This window comes from Ensifer sp. 4252 (assembly GCF_050434565.1).
In the GTDB taxonomy this organism is placed as follows: domain Bacteria; phylum Pseudomonadota; class Alphaproteobacteria; order Rhizobiales; family Rhizobiaceae; genus Ensifer.
Map to the genome: position 1 here is coordinate 83,521 of NZ_JBNDIU010000005.1, position 18,403 is coordinate 101,923.

General features: G+C 62.6%; 16 protein-coding genes. 6 read left to right on the forward strand and 10 right to left on the reverse strand.

Annotation, left to right across the window (positions count from 1 at the left end):
- Nucleotides 1-24 precede the first annotated feature (24 nt).
- Nucleotides 25-1,710, forward strand: coding sequence for a Na/Pi cotransporter family protein (locus ABIE33_RS13580; protein WP_429125710.1), 1,686 nt, complete (start codon nucleotides 25-27; stop codon nucleotides 1,708-1,710).
- A gap of 108 nt (nucleotides 1,711-1,818) precedes the next feature.
- Here ABIE33_RS13580 and ABIE33_RS13585 read toward each other — a convergent pair whose 3' ends face one another.
- Entirely contained in the window at nucleotides 1,819-2,070 is a 252-nt protein-coding gene (locus tag ABIE33_RS13585) for a hypothetical protein (protein ID WP_025429365.1), read from the reverse strand.
- Nucleotides 2,071-2,443: 373 nt separating this feature from the next.
- Between ABIE33_RS13585 and ABIE33_RS13590 the strand changes: the two genes are divergently transcribed.
- Nucleotides 2,444-2,866 (forward strand): RidA family protein, encoded by a 423-nt coding sequence (locus ABIE33_RS13590; protein WP_429125712.1) that lies wholly within the window; start codon nucleotides 2,444-2,446, stop codon nucleotides 2,864-2,866.
- Between the two features lie 98 nt (nucleotides 2,867-2,964).
- Here the strand turns inward: ABIE33_RS13590 and ABIE33_RS13595 are convergent, their stop codons facing one another.
- Complete coding sequence (locus tag ABIE33_RS13595) at nucleotides 2,965-3,993, reverse strand: GlxA family transcriptional regulator (RefSeq protein WP_429125714.1); 1,029 nt, start codon at nucleotides 3,991-3,993, stop codon at nucleotides 2,965-2,967.
- A gap of 103 nt (nucleotides 3,994-4,096) precedes the next feature.
- Between ABIE33_RS13595 and ABIE33_RS13600 the strand changes: the two genes are divergently transcribed.
- Nucleotides 4,097-4,573 (forward strand): SRPBCC domain-containing protein, encoded by a 477-nt coding sequence (locus tag ABIE33_RS13600; RefSeq protein ID WP_429125716.1) that lies wholly within the window; start codon nucleotides 4,097-4,099, stop codon nucleotides 4,571-4,573.
- A gap of 238 nt (nucleotides 4,574-4,811) precedes the next feature.
- A complete protein-coding gene (locus tag ABIE33_RS13605) occupies nucleotides 4,812-5,783 on the forward strand; it encodes a 3'-5' exonuclease (RefSeq protein WP_429125717.1) in 972 nt (323 codons plus the stop codon).
- Nucleotides 5,784-6,040: 257 nt separating this feature from the next.
- On the opposite strand, the gene dinB is transcribed toward ABIE33_RS13605, so the two are convergent.
- From dinB to ABIE33_RS13625, 4 genes are all read right to left on the reverse strand, one after another.
- Complete coding sequence (dinB, locus tag ABIE33_RS13610) at nucleotides 6,041-7,081, reverse strand: DNA polymerase IV (protein ID WP_429125974.1); 1,041 nt, start codon at nucleotides 7,079-7,081, stop codon at nucleotides 6,041-6,043.
- Nucleotides 7,082-7,181: 100 nt separating this feature from the next.
- Nucleotides 7,182-9,248, reverse strand: coding sequence for an ATP-dependent helicase (locus ABIE33_RS13615; RefSeq protein WP_429125719.1), 2,067 nt, complete (start codon nucleotides 9,246-9,248; stop codon nucleotides 7,182-7,184).
- A 257-nt stretch (nucleotides 9,249-9,505) separates the two neighbouring features.
- Nucleotides 9,506-10,030 carry a TetR/AcrR family transcriptional regulator gene (locus ABIE33_RS13620; protein ID WP_429125721.1) on the reverse strand — a complete coding sequence of 175 codons (525 nt, stop codon included), beginning with the start codon at nucleotides 10,028-10,030 and terminating at the stop codon, nucleotides 9,506-9,508.
- A 24-nt stretch (nucleotides 10,031-10,054) separates the two neighbouring features.
- The gene (locus tag ABIE33_RS13625) at nucleotides 10,055-11,107 is read right to left on the reverse strand and encodes an NAD-binding protein (RefSeq protein WP_429125723.1); all 1,053 of its coding nucleotides are present in this window, start codon (nucleotides 11,105-11,107) and stop codon (nucleotides 10,055-10,057) included.
- Between the two features lie 476 nt (nucleotides 11,108-11,583).
- On the opposite strand from ABIE33_RS13625, the gene recX reads away from it, so the two are divergent.
- Together recX and ABIE33_RS13635 are read left to right on the forward strand one after the other, a co-directional pair.
- Nucleotides 11,584-12,168: a recombination regulator RecX gene (gene recX / locus ABIE33_RS13630; RefSeq protein WP_429125976.1), complete on the forward strand. Its 585-nt coding sequence runs from the start codon at nucleotides 11,584-11,586 to the stop codon at nucleotides 12,166-12,168.
- Nucleotides 12,169-12,397: 229 nt separating this feature from the next.
- On the forward strand, nucleotides 12,398-13,132 hold the full coding sequence (locus ABIE33_RS13635) for a L,D-transpeptidase (RefSeq protein ID WP_429125725.1): 735 nt from the start codon (nucleotides 12,398-12,400) through the stop codon (nucleotides 13,130-13,132).
- Between the two features lie 54 nt (nucleotides 13,133-13,186).
- On the opposite strand, the gene ABIE33_RS13640 is transcribed toward ABIE33_RS13635, so the two are convergent.
- From ABIE33_RS13640 to ABIE33_RS13655, 4 genes are all read right to left on the reverse strand, one after another.
- On the reverse strand, nucleotides 13,187-13,978 hold the full coding sequence (locus tag ABIE33_RS13640) for a L,D-transpeptidase family protein (RefSeq protein WP_429125727.1): 792 nt from the start codon (nucleotides 13,976-13,978) through the stop codon (nucleotides 13,187-13,189).
- A gap of 75 nt (nucleotides 13,979-14,053) precedes the next feature.
- Nucleotides 14,054-15,025 carry a L,D-transpeptidase family protein gene (locus tag ABIE33_RS13645; RefSeq protein ID WP_429125978.1) on the reverse strand — a complete coding sequence of 324 codons (972 nt, stop codon included), beginning with the start codon at nucleotides 15,023-15,025 and terminating at the stop codon, nucleotides 14,054-14,056.
- Nucleotides 15,026-15,336: 311 nt separating this feature from the next.
- The gene (gene dhaL, locus ABIE33_RS13650; RefSeq protein ID WP_429125729.1) at nucleotides 15,337-15,984 is read right to left on the reverse strand and encodes a dihydroxyacetone kinase subunit DhaL; all 648 of its coding nucleotides are present in this window, start codon (nucleotides 15,982-15,984) and stop codon (nucleotides 15,337-15,339) included.
- 57 nt (nucleotides 15,985-16,041) lie between these two features.
- Nucleotides 16,042-18,129, reverse strand: a complete 2,088-nt coding sequence (locus tag ABIE33_RS13655; RefSeq protein WP_429125731.1) for a bifunctional sugar-binding transcriptional regulator/dihydroxyacetone kinase subunit DhaK — start codon at nucleotides 18,127-18,129, stop codon at nucleotides 16,042-16,044.
- Nucleotides 18,130-18,403 lie beyond the last annotated feature (274 nt).

Sequence of the window (18,403 nt, forward strand, 5' to 3'; positions counted from 1 at the left end):
TCGAGCGGAAGGGCCTCGCTGGACATGAATTCCGGAACGTTTGTCATCGTGGAACTGCTTGGCGGCGTGGCGCTCCTGCTCTGGGGCGTGCGGATGGTCCGAACCGGCGTCATGCGCGGCTGGGGCGATCGGCTGCAACGCTTCGTCGAACAGCGCCTGTCCAACCGGCTGACCGCGTTCGGTGGCGGCATCGCCGCCACCGCCGTTCTCGGCAGCGCCACGGCCATGGCGCTCATCATCGCGGGCCTGGCCGGTGCCGGCGCCATTGGGGCGGCGACCGGTCTTGCGGTCCTGCTCGGTGCCGATATCGGCTCGGCGCTCCTCTCCGGTCTCTTTGCGTCAGGTTCGTCGCTGGCAACGACGATGGCGCCGCTTTTTCTGTTTGCCGGCTATCTCACCTTCGGCGCGTCGAACGAGTTTCGCCCGCGAAACGCCGGCCGCATCATGATGGGGCTCGGCCTCATGCTCTTGGCACTGAAGGTCATTGTTTCGGCGACGGCACCCTTGCGCGAAGCAACGCTGTTTCACGATGTTCTCGCTGCGAACGCCAACGAGCCGGTTCTCGGTTTCCTCGTCGGCGCTGTTCTCGCCTGGTTCTGCCATTCGACGCTCGCGGTCATCCTGTTGATCGCGTCGCTCATGACCAATGGCAGTCTGGACGTGGCCGGCGCTGTGCCCCTAATCCTCGGCGTCAATTTCGGCGGCGGTCTGCCGGCCGTCAGTGCGACGCTCGACCAGCCATCCGTGGCCCGCCGGCTTCCGGTCGCCAATCTGCTCTGCCGCGGCCTTCTGGCAATTTCACTGCTGCCGCTGGCGCGACAGATCGTCGATTTCGCCGGCCGCATGCCGCTGGATCCTTTGCATGTCGCGATCGGGCTGCACGCTGCGTTCAACCTGACGGTCGCCGCCGTGTTTCTGCCGATCTCTCCAGTCGTCGTGCGTCTCGTCGACCGGTTGATCCCGAATGCATCGGTCGCCGATGATCCCCTGGCCACACCGCGCTATCTCGACAGCGTTTCGTTGGCGACGCCGACGATCGCGCTTTCCAATGCGACGATGGAGACAGTACGGATGAGCGAATTGCTGGAGCGCATGTTCCTGACGTCGCTCACGGCGCTGTCGTCCAATCGGCTGGAGGCCGTGAAGGAGGTCAACGCCATCGATCTCAAGCTCGGCACCTACATGGGTTCTGTCCATGCCTATCTCGGCCGATTGGCACAGGGCGAGCTGTCGGGCGGCGATACCCGCCGCGCCTTCGAGATCATGCTTTTCGCCAGCAACCTTGAACATGCAGGCGATGTGATCAAGCTCAACCTCGCCGACCGCATCCGGGCAAAGATCAAGCAGGGCATTGAGCTTGCGCCAACCCAGCGCGAGGCCCTCGATAGTCTCTGCGAAGAGGTCGCCGCGTCGCTGCGGCTGGTACCGGCGGCACTTTCGTCGCGCGACGTCGGCGCGGCGGCACGCCTGGCAACCCAGAAGGATCGGTTCCGGGCGCTCGAGGAGCGCGCGATCAACGGACATCTCGGCCGAGAAGGCATGGAAAAGGGCGTCAACCTTCAAAGCAACGCCCTGTTCATCGATCTCATTGGTGACCTGCACCGGATCAATTCGCACGTAGCGGCCGCGGCCTACCCGCTGATCCAGGCGGCCGGCCTGTTGAACACAACCCGACTTCGCACGTCTGCCCTGAACGAGCGGCTGGCGTAAGATGGAGATGGAATGGGCTTTTCACACAATCGGAGGAGCTAAAGCGGCACCGATCACTTTATCAATCGTGGCGTCGTTCGGCACGGTGCCGGAAAATATGGGAGCCGGTCAATGCAGCGCCGAGGGCATCACGAACACGGACATGCCGTCCTGCTCGACGGCGCTGAGAAATTCGGCGAGCGCCGCGGCATCCGTCGCGAACAGGTCCTCCCAGCGCGTCGACATGCCCTGGGTATCGATGACCTCGAGCGCCCATTCGTTGCCGTCCTCGATCCGGGAGATTTCGACGGTGACAGTGATGCCGTCGCGGGAGAATTCCTGCGAGAGCGGGGACAGGACGATCTTTGGTTCTTCGTTCATGGGGCACCTTTCGCCGTGATGCGGAGACGGTTGGACCGATTTGCCGAACCGACTGCCTCTAGCTACGCCATTGCTGTCAAAGCAATCAAGGCCGTCGTCGGGTTAGGCAAGAGGCTACCCGATCTGCCCTCTTCGAACGCAAGCAGTTCAATCATCGCGTCGCGCGGGATTCGGCTTCCAGTGGCCGTCTGCGTCTAAATGCGAACGCTTGCTGCTAAAAAGAAATCCGCTCGCTCGCGTCACGGGAAGCATTGCCGGATCGTCTAAGCGATATGAAGCCTGAACGCGCTGTCCAGCACGCCGACCCACAACGTCAGCGATCCTGCAAACGGCGCTTCCACGGCTTCTTCGTGCAACAACGGAAAGCAAAGCAATGTCGTCTACAACTGCAAAATCGTCTATTTGCCTTTTCAATCCTGCCGGGCTCTATGATGCATCGGCCAATGGTTACTCCCATGTCGGCCTGGTTCAGGCTGGTGCACGGCTGGTCTTTATCGCCGGCCAGGGAGGGGAGGACGAGCGAGGTGCCCTCGATCCGGATTTCCGGCTGCAGGTCCGCCAGGCGCTTGGCAATCTGCGCACCGCTCTTGCTGCCGCCGGCGCTGATACGAGCGACATCGTCAAGCTGACGGTGCTGATCGTCGATCACTCGGAGGAACGGTTGCATATCTTCGGCGCTGAAATGGAAGCGGCGCTGGGTGAGGGCGCGAAGCCCACATGCACGTTGATTCCGGTGCCGCGGCTGGCGCTCGATGGGATGCTGTTCGAGATCGAGGCTGTTGCGGCGCTACGGTAACCGGAACCTTTGCGGGCGCCGCGAATGGTGCTCGCTTCCACTGTCGGCCCGTGCGGGACCGGTCACGATATCGCAACCCTGGCATGGCTACGTCGCCGCTAGCGCGTACGAAATCGTTGCCGATATTGCGCCGGGCTGATGCCCGCGATGCGCTTGAACAGCCTACGGAAGAAGGTCGGGTCCTCGTATCCAACGTCTGCCGCGACGTTGTCGATCCCGCTGTCGCTCGTCTCCAAGATCTGTTTGGCCTCCTCGATGCGGATGGCCTGCACGTAGTCGACCGGCGCGTAGCCGGTTGCCTGCTTGAAGCGGCGCTTGAAGGTGCGCTCCGGCAGTCCCGATTGCTCGACCATCCGAGTGACCGGATTGCTTGCGGCATAGTGGTCGGCGATCCAGGTCTGGCTGCCGGCGATGATGGCGTCTTCATGTCGGCGCGGCTGCGCCATTGCGGCGAACGGCAATTGCCCATCGCGACGGTCGCCGATCAGAAAGAGCTTGGCGATCCGTGCCGCCTCCGTCGGGCCGCAGAAGCGGCCGATCAGGTAGAGTACGAGCTCCTGCCAGGCCGAGGCGCCGCCGCTGGTCATCAGTCGACCGTCGTAGCCGCTTTCGCACAGTATACGCTCCGGCCGGAAACGGACCGCGGGGTAGAGATCGCGGAAAAGCCCCGCTGCGGTCCAGTGCGACGCGGCGTCCTTGCCATCGAGCAGGCCGGCTTCGGCAAGCAACAGCGAGCCGCTGCAGGTGGAGCAGACCGTCGCGCCGCGCTGCAACTGGGCACGCACCCACTCGATTTCCTGCGTCCAGCGTCCTGCGGGAACGTCGGTTGGCCCAAGTTCTAGATCGCAGATGATGATTACGTCCGCATCGCCTTCCGTATCGATCGTCGCCTGCGGCGTGATCGACATGCCGATGGCCGAGGGAAACGGTTCCACCTGCCGTGCGACGACGCGCGGGCGCAACCTGCGGACAGGAGACCGTCTTGCGCCGGCATCGAAGCGGCCGACATGGCTCATAACTTCACAAAGGCCGTAAACCGCCATGGGGCCGGTTTCAGGCATGACCAGGATGTTGACGCGCAGATCGGCGCCATCGGTGTACTTCGGAAACATCAGCAAGCTTGGCATGAATGCCCCGTTCTTGTCCACATCACCTCTAACGAGCGGGAGGTCCGCGACTTAGCTTTCGTGCAGGCGGTCAATCCTGATCGGCACTGCAAGGAGAAGAGCCATGAACGTTCCGAAAGTCGAACACGCCACCGTCGTTGTCGAGCGCACCTACGCGGCGCTACCGCATCAGGTCTTTGCGGCCTGGTCGAACCGCGAGGCTCTGGCCATCTGGAGTGCACCCGGTGACGGCTGGGAACTGGCCTGGCGCGCCTTCGATTTCACAGTGGGGCATGCGGATATCTGCACCTTCGGTGCAATCGACGCCGAACCCTACGTCAATACGACGCGCTACGAAGAGATCAGGGCGAGCCAGCGCATCGTCTATGCGAGCACGATCTCGCATCTGGGTACCCTGATTTTTGCCGGCGTCGTCACCGTCGAATTCTCTGCCGTCGGCGACAAGACACGTCTGGTCATGACGGAGAGCGGTGCTTATCTCGACGGCAGCCATAGCCCGCTTGGGCACGGAGACGGTTGGGCGATGATGCTCGATAGTCTCGGGGATTATCTGAAGCGCCGCCAGCGGCATGCCGCCTGAGCGGTTGGCGCGCGCCAGCAGACGGACGGCCGCCGATTCGTTCACCGGATGAAGCGCCGGATGCCTCTCCTCGTCAAAGTGAGGCGAGGCATCCCCACCTGCCGCATTGCGGCCCGACGACAGGTTTTCCCCGGTTGAATCCGGCCCTCTCGCCATAGGTCTGTTGACAGAGCGGGAAAGTGATGGCGCGATGGGCGCTCGGTCTTCCCTTTCACCAAAAGTTCCGGGAGAAGGGCTGATGGCATTGCAGTACGACATGTTTGTTTCGTCCGATCCGGACGAGAAGGGGACACGCTCCAAGCGCGCGTCCGCACGCGCGGCTTCAGGCATGAGCGCCGGGGCCATGGTCGATCATCTCGAAGCGACGGGTCGCTACCGCGTTCTGCAGAAACTTGAGGCGCGTCCTGTGGTTGCCGAGCCCAGGGCGGAGTTTCCGCTCGTCGGCGTCATCCTTGACACCGAAACCACGGGCCTCAATCATCGCAAGGACGAGATCATCGAGATCGGCGTCGTCGCGTTCACCTTCGACGCGCATGGGGCCCTCGGTGACGTCATCGACGTCTACGGCGGTCTGCGGCAGCCGAGCGGCCCCATTCCTGCCGAAATCACGCGTATCACCGGGATTACCGATGACATGGTCGCCGGCGAGACGATCGACCTTGTTCGGCTTCAGGGGATCATCGAACGCGCCGATCTGATCATCGCCCACAATGCCGGGTTCGACAGGCCGTTTTGCGAAGCCTTCTCGCCGATCTTCGAGAAGAAGGCCTGGGCGTGCTCTGTGTCGGAGATCGGTTGGAGCGACCGGGGCTTCGAGGGCACGAAACTCGGCTACCTCATCGGTCAGGCGGGGTATTTCCACGACGGCCATCGCGCCGTCGACGACTGCTTTGCCCTGCTTGAGGTGATTGCCGGCCCCGCCGATCAGCCGCAGCAGACACCGTTTGCCGAACTCTACGCGGCCAGCCAGCGATCGCGCGTCCGCCTTTATGCGGAAAACAGCCCTTTCGAAATGAAGGACCACCTGAAGGGGCGCGGGTATCGCTGGTCCGACGGCAGCGACGGGCGCCCGAAATCCTGGTGGATCGAGATCGGCGAAGAGGGGCTGGAGGAAGAACTTCGTTATCTCAGAACCGAAATCTATCGCTGGAGCGAGGCCGATCCGCCTATGATGCGGCTGACGGCATTCGACCGCTTCAAGGCTCGCTGAGCCGCCTGACCGGCGCTGAGTGCATGGCTGGTCTGCGAAGTCAGATCTACGAAGTCGGGCGGTTTCTTGTATAGTCAACTCATCGAAGCGATGCATCTCCTCCCGCAGGACTTCGATGATGCAAGCGCTTTCTCCTCCTCCCAACGAGCGCTTGCCGGAATGGCGACACTCCTCCTCCCGGTTGCCATTCAATCCCTTTAAAGGCCTGCCGCACCTCCTCCCGCGGCAGGCTTTTTTCTTTTGGTACAGACCGATCTTCAGAAAGAAAGTTCCAGCTGCGGGCGTGGTTCCTCGTCATTGCCACCCAGGGATGACAGGGTAACGCCAAGCAAGCGCACACCACGCTTGAACGGATGGACCGATGTCAGCAGCGAAACTGCGATCTCCAGCACCTCGGCAGCCCCACCGACCGGTGCGCCGAGCGTTCTGCTGCGCGTCGCCTGTGTAAAGTCCGAGTACTTCACTTTGACGGTCACTGTCTTGCCGCTCATCCCTTGCGCCTCGCAATAGCGCCAGACCTTGTCGACCAACGGCAGCAGCTCGGCGCATGCCGGTTCGAAGTCGAAGATATCCTCGACGAAGGTGTCTTCCGCGCCAACCGATTTGCGCACCCGGTCAGGCTGCACGCGCCGTTCGTCGATGCCGCGGGCGATGCCGTAGAAATAAGGGCCGGATTTGCCGAAATGCTCCTGCAGGAACGCCAGGGTCTGCTGCCGCAGGTCGAAGCCGGTTTCGATGCCCAGCCGCTTCATCCGCTCGGCCGTCGCCGGCCCGACGCCATGAAACTTCTTCACCGGGAGCGCCTCGACAAAAGCCGGTCCGTTCTTCGGCGTAATGACGAACAGGCCGTCCGGTTTTCGCTGGTCGCTCGCCATCTTGGCGAGGAACTTGTTGTAGCTGATCCCGGCCGAGGCCGTCAGGTTCGTCGTTGCCTTGATCTTCGCGCGGATTTCCTCGGCGATCTCGGTGGCGATCTCCATGCCCTTCAGATTGTCGGTCACGTCGAGATATGCCTCGTCGAGCGACAGGGGTTCGATGACAGGCGTATATTCGGCGAAAATCTCGCGGATCTGTTGCGATACGGCGCGATAGACGTCGAAGCGCGGTTTGACGAAGATGAGGTCAGGGCATTTTCGTTTCGCCGTGACGGACGGCATGGCGGAATGAACGCCATATTTCCGCGCCTCGTAACTTGCCGCGGCGACAACGCCACGCGCCGCCGCGCCGCCGACGGCCACCGGCTTGCCGCGCAGCTCCGGATTGTCGCGCTGTTCGACCGATGCGTAGAAGGCATCCATGTCGATATGAATGATCTTGCGCTGCCGCTCCGCGTCCGCGACATCGGCCGCAGGCTGTCTTCCGATCTCGGTGTCGCTAGGCTCGGCCACGTGCCGCTCCTTACTTCCACATGGTCCGCATGCGGGCGCCGACATCGATGCGGATCTGCCTGGCGCTGCGCTCGGAGGCGGCGGCGCTGACCAGCGGCCAGGATGCCGTCTCGAAGAACTGCAGCAGCGTTGCTGGGATGAAGCGTGTCCGCGCGGCGTAGACGTGGCGATCGCCCTGCGCATGCTGGCCGCTCGTGAAGAACCGTTGCGGGGTTATCAGCGTCAGGCTGTCCTTTGCCCGCGTCATGCCGACATAAAGCAGCCGGCGTTCCTCCTCGATCTCGTGCGTGGTACCAACGCCAAGATCGGAGGGGATGCAGCCGTCGACGACATTGAGCATGAACACCGAGCGCCATTCCTGCCCCTTGGCCGAATGGATCGTCGAAAGGATCAGGTAGTCCTCGTCGAGCAGCGGCACGCCAGCCTGGTCGCTGGTCGCATCCGGCGGATCGAGCGTCAGTTCGGTGAGGAAGCGTTCCCGGCTCGGATAACCACCGGCGATCTGCTCCAATTGCAGGAGGTCGGCCTTTCTGGTGTCCGCGTCCTCGTGGATGCGGTCGAGATGCGGCTCGTACCATTCGCGCGCCTGGGCGATTTCGCCCGGCCAGCCGCCCGCCTGTTTGCGCAGCCCTTCGATCAGCGTCACGAAAGCCCTCCAGTTGTCGCCGGAGCGCGGCGGGGCGGGGATTTCCGCAAGTGCTGCCAGCGGCTCCGGATCTGCGGCGATCGCGTCAAGGATCTTGCCGGCGGTCTGCGGGCCGACGCCCGGTATCATGTGCAGCAGGCGAAAGCCGGCGACCCGATCCCTCGGGTTCTGCGCAAACCTGAGCACTGCCAGCATGTCCTTGACATGGGCGCTGTCGAGGAACTTCAGCCCACCGAATTTCACGAAGGGGATATTGCGTCGGGTCAGTTCCACCTCGAGTGGCCCGCTGTGGTTCGATGAGCGAAACAGCACCGCCTGCTGCTTCAGCGTCATCCCTATCTCCCGGTTCTCCAGCACCTTCTCGACGATGTAGCGCGCCTGGTCGGCTTCATCGGCGACCGCCAGAAGTTTCGGCCGTTCCGCCGACTGGCGCTCGGTCCAGAGGTTCTTGGTGAAGCGTTCGCGGGCGAGATCGATGACGCCGTTGGCGGCGGCCAGAATCGTCTGGGTGGAGCGATAGTTTCGATCGAGCGTGATGACGTCCGCCGGCGGCGTGAACTCGCCCGGAAAATCCAGAATGTTGCGCACTGTCGCCGCCCGGAACGAATAGATCGACTGGGCATCGTCGCCGACAACCGTCAGGCCCCTGCCGCCCGGCTTCAAGGCCATCAGCACGGATGATTGAAGCCGGTTGGTATCCTGATATTCGTCGACCAGCACATGGTCGAAACGGTTGCCGATATCCTCGGCGAGTTCCGGAACGCTGACAGTCTGCGCCCAGTAGAGCAGCAGGTCGTCGTAATCGAGCACGTTCTGCGTCTGCTTTGCTTCGACATAACAGGAAAACAGCTGCTTCAACTGCTCCTCCCAACCGGAGACCCAGGGATAATGGGCGCGCAACACCTCGGCGAGCGGCGTCTCGGAGTTGACCGCCCGCGAATAGATCGAAAGGCAGGTGCCCTTGGTCGGGAACCGGCTCTCGGTCTTTGAGAGGCCCAACTCATGCCGGACAAGGTTCATGAGATCAGCACTGTCTTCACGGTCATGGATCGTGAAATCGACATTCAACCCGATCTGCTCGGCATAGATCCGCAGCAGCCGCGCCCCGATGCCGTGGAATGTGCCGGCCCAGGTGAGCGCGTCAGTGGCAACACTGGCGTTTGCGCCAAGCACCTGGGCGCATATGCGCTCGACCCTTCGGGCCATTTCGGAGGCGGCACGGCGCGAAAACGTCATCAACAGGATGCGGCGGGGGTCGGCGCCGTTGACGATGAGGTGGGCAACGCGATGGGCGAGCGTGTTCGTCTTGCCCGATCCGGCGCCTGCAATAATCAGGAGCGGCCCTGCGATCGTTTCGCCCGGTGCGGTTACGCCAAATTCGACGGCATCGCGCTGTCGATCATTCAATTTTTCCAGATAGGCCGCCGCCACGCCGAAGTCCCCGGTAAGTCTCTGCCGATTCTACCCCTTGCGCCGCGCGCCGGCGTCGATTGCCCGGCCCTGCGGGCGATGCCGAGGCATCCCCGCGCTCAAGATGAGCGATTCATGGCGGGGAACGAATAAGGAACATATCAGCCGGGGATCATATTGCAAAGGCCTCATTGGCAATGGTTGGACGACGCCATCGGATTCCGCGCATAGACCGGGCATGGCAGGAGGGCGGCGGGCGCAAACGCAGCATTCGCTCCTCAACGCGCGATCGAGAGCCCGTGCCGCTCGGCCACCGCGCGGATCGAGGGAAGTTCGCCGGCTGCCGGGTCGCTGAGATGGCGAAGGCCGATACCGCGCAGCTCGTCGACGAAGGACCGTACGGCCGCGGCGTCGGCGGGCCGGCTGAGCCGGGCCGCGACGACGTGCGCAAGTTCGGCCAGGTGGCCGTGCAGCACCGCCTGCAGTTCACGGTCTTCATCCACTTCGAGCATGATCGCCAGGAGAAAGCGCATGCGCTCGCGATTGAACAGCAAATGCGACAGCATGTCCTCGAGTGACGGTTCATGCGCCGGTGCCCGCTGTGCGGCGCGGTTGTGGGATGCTTCGAGCAGGGCGATGAACAGGTCGGCCTTTCGCGGAAAATAATAGGTCAGGTGCGATTGGCGCAGCCCTGTCGCCTTGGCGATCTTCGGCTGTGTCAGTGCCTTCATGCCCTGCGTTTCGATGATACCGAGCGCCGCATCCAGAATACGCTGGCGGGTGGTATTGTCCGGTTTGACCATTGCCTCTCTTTCCTCGATCGTTTTCTAGCCGACAAACGGCGGGCAGCAAGAGCTCTCGCTGAAATCGATCATGCCACCCTCGTCGCGAAGCTGTGCGGCGATGTTGTCGATGTTCATCAGTGTTTCCAGATGATGGATGCCGGCGGCGGGCCGATCGGACAGCATGTGCTCGATGGTGAGGGCTGCGACTTCAGCGGTGATCTCGGCTTCGCGCTGCCCCTCGTAGAGGGCAGTGACGGCACGCGGCGCGCCGTTGCGGCTGCCGGACACGGTGATCGAGAGTGCCGCACGTTTGGATCCTAAGCGTACCCGGGACAAGAGACTGGTCAGGGCCGGCACCCATGCCAAACGGCCACGCAACAGGGGCAGTACGAGAAAGGCCAGACGACTGATCGCGGCGGAATCGAAGGTGAGATAGGTCGCGGTATCGACGACCGCGAGCGTGCGACGCAGGACATGCTGGTCGGCGAAGTCGAAGGCCAGTGCCGGGTGTTTCTTTGCCTTCAGTCCAAACGGAAGCTCGGCGACCTCGGGAGGCTGCTCGGCATCAACGATCCTGTTGAGCGTCCAGGCGATCGCTGCGGGACCGTGATCGTCGCCAAGCCCGAGCATGATGCCGATGGTTGCCTTGCTCACTTGATCCAACCGCGCGGCGCAGGCCTTGACCATCAGATTAGTAAGGCCCGGCGCGAAGCCGACAGATAGAATGGCGCAGCCGTGGTTCTCCCTCGCCAGTTTCTCCAGTCGCTCCACTTTTTGGAAGAAGGCATCGCTGGCGGTCACATCGATATAGACAAGTCCACGGGAGAGGATGAAGGACGCAAAGGCAGCCTCGTCCTGATCGATGCAGACCACGACCATGTCGATGTCGGCAAGGGCATGCTCCCAGCGGGCAGGATCAGACAGATCGACGGCGCGCGCCGAGCAGCCCAATCTTGCGGCGGCTTGTCCGGCTTTGGCGACATTCCTGCCGGCAATGACAACCGCGCCGATGTTCCGGTCGATCAGGCGCCGTGCGATACGGGTGCCGACATGGCCGTAGCCACCGACGATGAGGATTGTCTGGCCATCCGTCATGGCTTTCGGTTTCTCCTGGCAACGATGCCGCTCACTGTGAACGAAGCGATGAAGCGGTTTTCCGATACCGGAGCGCGTGCCCGCGGACATGAGGCGTTTGCGAAGAAAGCACCGAGATGTCGGGTCCGTTGAGTGATCGCCATATCTGTCGTTCCTTTGTGTTTGAGATGGTCGAGTGCATCACTCAGAAAATATTGGTTGGTAGCCTACCAATTGTATGGATGTAACAAGGAAGTTTTCGTATTGCAATCCCATTCCAGCGAGATCCGGCTCCGTCACGGCATCACTTCGATGGACGCCCAAAAGCGCGCGTGCATCATGTTGCGCCAACGCTCGCCCGGCGCGCGAGCCGGCCGTTTCGCGATCAATCCGATGTGCCCGACTATCGAAGCCGTCTGTTTGCCGTTATCTCTGAGGGCACCCTCGCTATCAAGCCCACTGCAAACGAGCCCGCCCGCCCCGTGACATCAAGCGATCTGCAAGCCGACAATTCGCCCTTCGAAGCGGCGCCTTCCGACACGCCGCCCCCTGACGCGCCGACCGTGCGCATGTTGTCCTGGGCGCGCAATTCTGCGGTCTATCGTCTTGAGCGCCAGATGATGACGGAGAAGCAATTGTTCGACGCCATCACCAGAAAGGCGCGACAGAAGTTCGAGGATATAAGTCAGGAGCAGCTGAAAGCCGTGGCCGAATTCGCGGTCAAGTTCGCCTATGATCTCAATGCCCTGAATGATGCCGACTATGCGCAGCTGAGCACGCAATCGGCGGTGCGCCGCGGAAAGTCGAAACGGGCCATTGCCCAGAAGCTCTCGGTAAAGGGCATCGACAGGGAAACCGCAGCTGTCGCGCTTGAGGCGACCGACGATCTGTTCGCAGCCGTCGTCTTTGCCCGCAAGCGTGGTTTCGGCCCCTTTCGCCGCGGCGAACTCGAAGACAAGCGCAGGGCCAAGGAATTGTCCGCATTCGCCCGCAACGGCTTCGGCTTCGAGATCGGCAGAAAAGTGTTCGACATGAGCTTGGGGGAGGCGGAAAGCGTGCTGCAGAAAGACGCAGTCACCTAGACAGAGGGCGATACGCAACTTCCGAGCTGACCGTGCGATGGCGGCGCCTGCGCCGTCAAAAAGGCTCCCCGCACGCACCGGACCGAGTGAATTTTGCAACACTGCTGCGACCGCGAAGGGCTGGCGAGGACCATCCACGAAAGAGATCGGATTTGACCACATTTCGGTCACGAATGAGACCAACAGCCACAACTCTCTCCTCGCATATCCCCAACCCCGGAATAAAAAAGTGTCTTTTCAATTGTCCCGCCGATCGCTGCTTGCAGTGGTCGCAAGCTCTATTTTGAGCGCCTGCACCCAGGTCCCGAAACCCGGTCTCGAGGCAAAAGCCGCCGACAAGGCCAACAAGAACGTCATCACACCCCCGGAAAAGGCCCCGGTCGAGCTTGAGAGCAAGGATGAGCCTGCGCCGAAGCTCGATTACGCAAAGATCTACGGTCCGGTAAAGGATGAGGGCTATGACATTCCGGCGGTCGAGTTCGATGCGATCAAGCCGGAATTCCTGCGCCAGGAGGTTGCCTACGCGACCAACGAGCCGGCCTATTCGATCGTCGTCGACACGCAGAAGATGCACCTCTACTGGGTGCTGCCCGGCGGTAAGGCGATCCGTTACGGCGTCGGCCTCGGCGCACAGGGGCGCGCCTGGAAGGGCAGGGCCGTTGTGCATTGGAAGCGCAAGTGGCCGCGTTGGACCGTGCCGGACGACATGGTCGCGCGCCAGCCGCACTTGAAGAAATACGGCATCGAGGCGGGCGGCATGGATCCGGGCCTCAGCAATCCGCTCGGCGCGCGGGCGATGTACATCTTCCAGGATGGCCAGGATACGCTCTATCGCATCCATGGGTCGCCGCAATGGCGCTCGATCGGCAAGAACGCTTCGGCCGGTTGCGTCCGGATGCTGCAGCAGGACGCGATCGATCTCTACAACCGTGTCCGCGGAAAGACGCCGCTGCTCGTCATTTGAGGTCAGCTCTCGACCGTGGGAGCGCCCAGCGCTCCCACATCGGCCTAGCCCGCCTCAATAAATCGGCGGTGGTGCGCCGGGAATGCCACCTTCGCCGGGCAGGAGACTGTTCTGCGGCTGCGTTTGTTGCACGGCCATCCCGCCGCTCGAGAGATCCGTCACTACAATCGGCGTGCCATTCGGGACGCGATCATAGAGATCGACGACGTCCTGGTTGATCATGCGGACGCAACCGGATGATACGGACTGCCCGATGGTCCACCACTCCGGCGAGCCGTGGATGCGGTAGAGCGTGTCTTCGCCGTTCTGGAAGATATACATGGCGCGGGCGCCGAGCGGGTTTTTCAGCCCTGGCTCCATGCCGCCTGCTTCGATGCTGTACTGCTGCAGTTCCGGTTGACGCGCGACCATTTCGTTCGGTGGCTTCCAGCGCGGCCACTGCCGCTTGTACTGGATGACCCCGCGGCCGGCCCAGGCGAAGCCGGCGCGACCGAGCCCGACGCCGTAGCGCATCGCCTGCCCGTTTTCATAAATCCTGTAGAGGAAATGGTTGCCGACATCGACGACCAGTGTGCCGGGCTGTTCGCCCGTCGGATCAGCAACCATCTGCCTGTAGTAGCGGGGGTCGATCTTCTCATAGGGGATCGCAGGCAGGGGATAGAGCTCTGAGGGTCGTTCGCCATACATCTCGGAAAGAAAGGTGTTGGCGGTCGGCATCAGTTCCGGCTCGGGAGCGTATTGCTGCGAAACCCGCTCCCGTGTCGAGCCGCACCCCGCCAGCCCGAGCGCCGCCATGCCGGCGGAAAGCTTGAGAAAGGATCGGCGACAGACGTCACGTTGCGGCATGGAAAACCTCAATTACCTGTGTTCGATGACCATCGGGAGAATGACGCATTTGCTGTCATCGCCCGTCGCCACCGATCACAGGCCGGCATAGGGATCTGCCAGCGCCGCGTCCGGTCGGCTGATGGGGTATTTAGTGGCCGAGATCTTTGCGGCCAGCTTTTCCGCACCGTTTTTCTCGAGCAGCGTCCGGAAGCTTGGATGCATGCCGCCGTCGACATAGGCGTTCATCGGAGCGGGTGTCTGATTGGCGACCAGCCCTGCGATCTTGGCGTCTTCCGTTTGCAGCCTTGCCATCAGCCCGGCATCCGGCGTTACGGTCGTCGCGGGGCAGGCGGCAAGCGGGTCGGTCGGTTCGCCGTTGGCAAATTCGGTGTTGAAGACGTACCGACCGCCGCAGACCGAAACCTTCGGCTGGCGCTTCGTTGCTTCGAAGATGTCGTAGCCCTGTTTGATGTTTTTCCAGAAATTGAAGTGCGGGTCGCCGCTGTGTTTCGCCATGTTCGCCGCCGTCATGCGGAACGGGTAGGCCTGCACCTGGAATTGTCCCTGGCCGCCGGCGAGCGCGCGCTGGACGACGGGATAGATTTCGCCGACCCCCTGGTCCGTCAACGCGTAGCAGCCGGACGAAGAGCAGGCGCCATGCACCATCAGTGCCTCGCCGGTGTAGCCGAGCGCCGACTCAAGCCGGTTGGGATAGCCGAGATTGAACGACAGGTAATATTGCGACTTCGGATTAAGCATGCGTGCAGACACATGGTAGAAGCCCTCCGGCGCCTGGCGGTCGCCGGCCTTGGTCTTCGGCCCGAGCTTTCCTGACCAGCGGCACATCGGATAGGTCTTCAGCAATGCGTACTGGCCGGATTTGTTCTGTTTCCAGATCTCGAGTTCGCTTTCCTGCTTGAAGATCCGAACGAGCACCGGGCTTTCCGGCTTGGAGCCGTTCTTGGCCATGGCGCCGATCAGCTTCGCCGGGATCGGCGGCGGCGCACGAACGTCGTCAAAGGCCGACATGCAGCCGGAAAGGGCGATGGCGATCGTCGCGGCCATGGCGGCGTGCCGGGCGGGCTTCGTCTTGCCCAGGAAATCGCCGGCGTTTGCGGGCGACAGGGAAAGAAGGTGTCTCGTTATGCGCCGCATGCGGGCTCCTTGAAATGGCGACCGGACCATAAAACCTCTCGCGGCTTTAGCTGCAAGCGCTTGCCGCTGGCTTTCGTCTGCCGGCAGTTCAATAAAACTTGAACGCCAGACATCCCCACTGCTCACCAGCCTTGGCATGTGATGGTAAATTTTGTCCAAACAGCGGCATCACGTGGGCGTTACCCCCCAGGCAGCGGGTGTCGTGCGTTCGCCGAGGGCGGCTAGGCTGCCGAGTTGAGCGATGTCGCCATGGCGCGCAGAATGACGACGGACGAGGCGGCTCCCGGATCGACGTGGCCGAGCGAACGCTCGCGCACCCGCGCGGCGCGTCCCTTGGTGGCGATCATCGAGCGCGTCGCATTGGCGCCGGCCTCGGCCGAGGCGACGACATCGCGCCAGAATCCGTCGGCTCCCTTGTTCTCGGCAAGGGCTGCTGCGGCGGCATCGGCGGCCGGCAGCCAGGCGTCAAGCATCGTCTTGTCGCCGCGTTGTCCCTTGCCGCGCTCGCGCATTCCGGACCCCATGGCATCGATGATGGCGGCGCAGGTGGCGAGATCGAGTTCCGTCTTGCCGGCGACGGCCTGTGCAGCGCGGCGAAAGGCCGTGGCATAGAGCGGCCCGGTCGAGGCGCCGACGGCATTGAGAAAGGCGCCCGCCGCCGTCGCCATGACGTCGGAGATCTGCGTCTGGTCGAGGTCGAGCTTTGCCAGTTCGGCCTTGACCGCCAGGAAACCGAGCGACATCGTGGTGCCGTGATCGGCATCGCCGATGGCGCCGTCAAGCTCCGACAGATGATCCTTCTCGGCTTCGACCGCCTCGGATATCGCCTGAAACATGCTGACCAAGCGGCGCGCCGCATTTTCCGACATCTCTGTCCTCCCAGAACGCCCGGTGCCCATGCTTGATGATGGGTCCCTGACGGAATGCTAATTGATACGCAGGAAAGCCGTTTCGCAAGGGTGATGCAGCAGTTCGGTCAGTTCCTGGTCGAGATGGAGGATCGAGATCGATGCGCCGACCATGTCGAGTGATGTGCAATAATGACCGATCCAGTTGGCTTCAATCTCTATGTTCTTGGCGGCAAGGCGCTGCGCCACGCGCCGGTAGAGAATGTAGAGTTCCATCAGCGGCGTCGCGCCAAACGAATTGATGAGAACGGCGACGCGATCTCCGGCCGTTGCCTTCATCTCCTTGAAGATGTTGTCCATGATCGCATCGGTGATGTCGTCGGCCGGCTTGATGCGCTCGCGCGTCACCCCGGGCTCGCCATGGATGCCCATGCCGATTTCCATGTCGTCGGGGCCGATTTCGAAATTGTGCCGCCGCGTCTGCGGCATCGAGCAGGGTTCGAGTGCAACGCCGACCGTATAGGTGCGCAGGTTCGCCTTGCGCGTGACGGCCTCGCAGGCGTCGAGCGAAAGGCCCCGGTCGCAGGCAGCACCAGCGATCTTGAAGATGAAGAAGTTGCCGGCAACGCCGCGCCGACCCTCGCGATCCTCGATCGGTGAGGAGGCGATATCGTCGGTGGTCAGCACGGTGCGGACCTTGATGCCCTTTTCCTCGGCAATCTCGGCCGCCATTTCGAAGTTCATCACGTCGCCGGCATAGTTGCCGTAGACGAAAAGCACGCCTTCGCCGCCCGATGCGGCGACGGCGCATTGAACGATCGGGTCCGGCGGCGGCGACGAGAAGATGTTGCCGACAGCCACCGCGTCGGCGAGCCCCTTGCCGACATAGCCGAGAAAGCAGGGTTCGTGTCCGGTACCGCCGCCGATGACGAGGCCGACCTTGCCCGGACGTGGTCCTGATTTGGCGATGAGGGCGCGATGCGAGCCGTTAATCGGTTCGATGTAATCGCGATGTGCCCGGATGACGCCGTCGAGCATTTCCTCGACGACCTCATTGGGGTTGTTGAGGAACTTCTTGACGTGGGTGCGATAGGAACTGGGCGTCTGCGCAACCTTCGGTCGCTGGGAAATCCTCGTATCGAGGCCGGTGACGCCATCGGCCCGGAGGATGCCGTGACCGGTCGCCGCGTCAGTGATCAGCACGTTGACGTAGCCACCGCGCAGCGCCGCAAGCAGGGCCGGCACCTTGTCGAAGCCGCCGGCAACGGCAATGCGCGTGCCGATCCGGCGCAGCATTTCGAGCGAAATGCCGACCGTCCTGTCGTCGAGCGGTCCGGCGACGGGGCGTCCGCGCTCATCGATAAACCGCCCGGCGACGACGCCAACGGCGCCGGCTGCAAGATAATGTTGCAGAGAGACGGATTCGAAGAAGCCGCTGGTGTGGATGGTCGAGTTGGGGCGCAGCGACGAAATGCCGAAGAGGATGCGGTTCGCCTGCGCCAGCGTGGCGAATTGTTCCTGCAGCAGCGGCTCGTCGAGCAGCATTTGGCGCAGTTCCGGCGATTTGACAATCGCCGGCGCGGTGATGCCGACGCAGCGCGCGGAAACCGCGCGGGCGATCGAAGCGGCGCAGAGTTCCGGGGTATAGGAGAACGCCGCCGTGGTGCCGCCGGTCGCCTGCACCACGGTCGTGTCCTGGAGTGCGTGCACGTCCGCATGCTCGCCGACCGACATCACCGTGCGCCCCCAGGAGACAGCCAGCGTGTCGCCGGATTTCACCAGCTTTTGCAGCGCGCGAGCGCCGGCGACGCCGAGCCGGTCGATCAACGGCCGGGCATTGTCGTCGCTTGGAACGACGAGACAGTCGGCGAGGCCGAAATGGCGCTTGAGTTCCTGGGCAATCGTCAGCGACGCAAGGCGCGCCGGCTCGAGCGAGATGTTGACGATGCCCTTCTCCCGGGCCTCGGCGAGGTAGCTGTTAACAGTCGCACGGGAGACGCCCATGGCATCGGCGATCTCGCCCTGGGTCATTCCATCTTCGTAGTAAAGCCAGCAGGCCCAGACATAGGGATCGTCACCATAGCGCAGGGGGATGGCATCCGACGTATCGGTCGCGCTGCTCCTGCTTGCACCGCCCTTGCGTGGTGAGGATGTCTTCGATGTCATCTGGTTGCGTTCGTTCCCTGTTTTGGTTGGTGAACATGGAAGCAACGTCGTGCTTTTGCAACCTTACAGCACCGCTACTTCGGTCGGGCTCGATCGAAGTAGCGAGTTTATACAGTCGATTCGGCGCGCCACGCATTTTGCTGCGGGTGCCCACCGGTGTGACCTGCTGAATTTCCTGTCGTCGCGGTGCGCGATCCCGCTGCTTTCAGCGGGATCGCGCCGGCCTTGGGAGGCAACGTTTTCCGGCGACGCCACGGTCCCGTGCCGTCGCCGG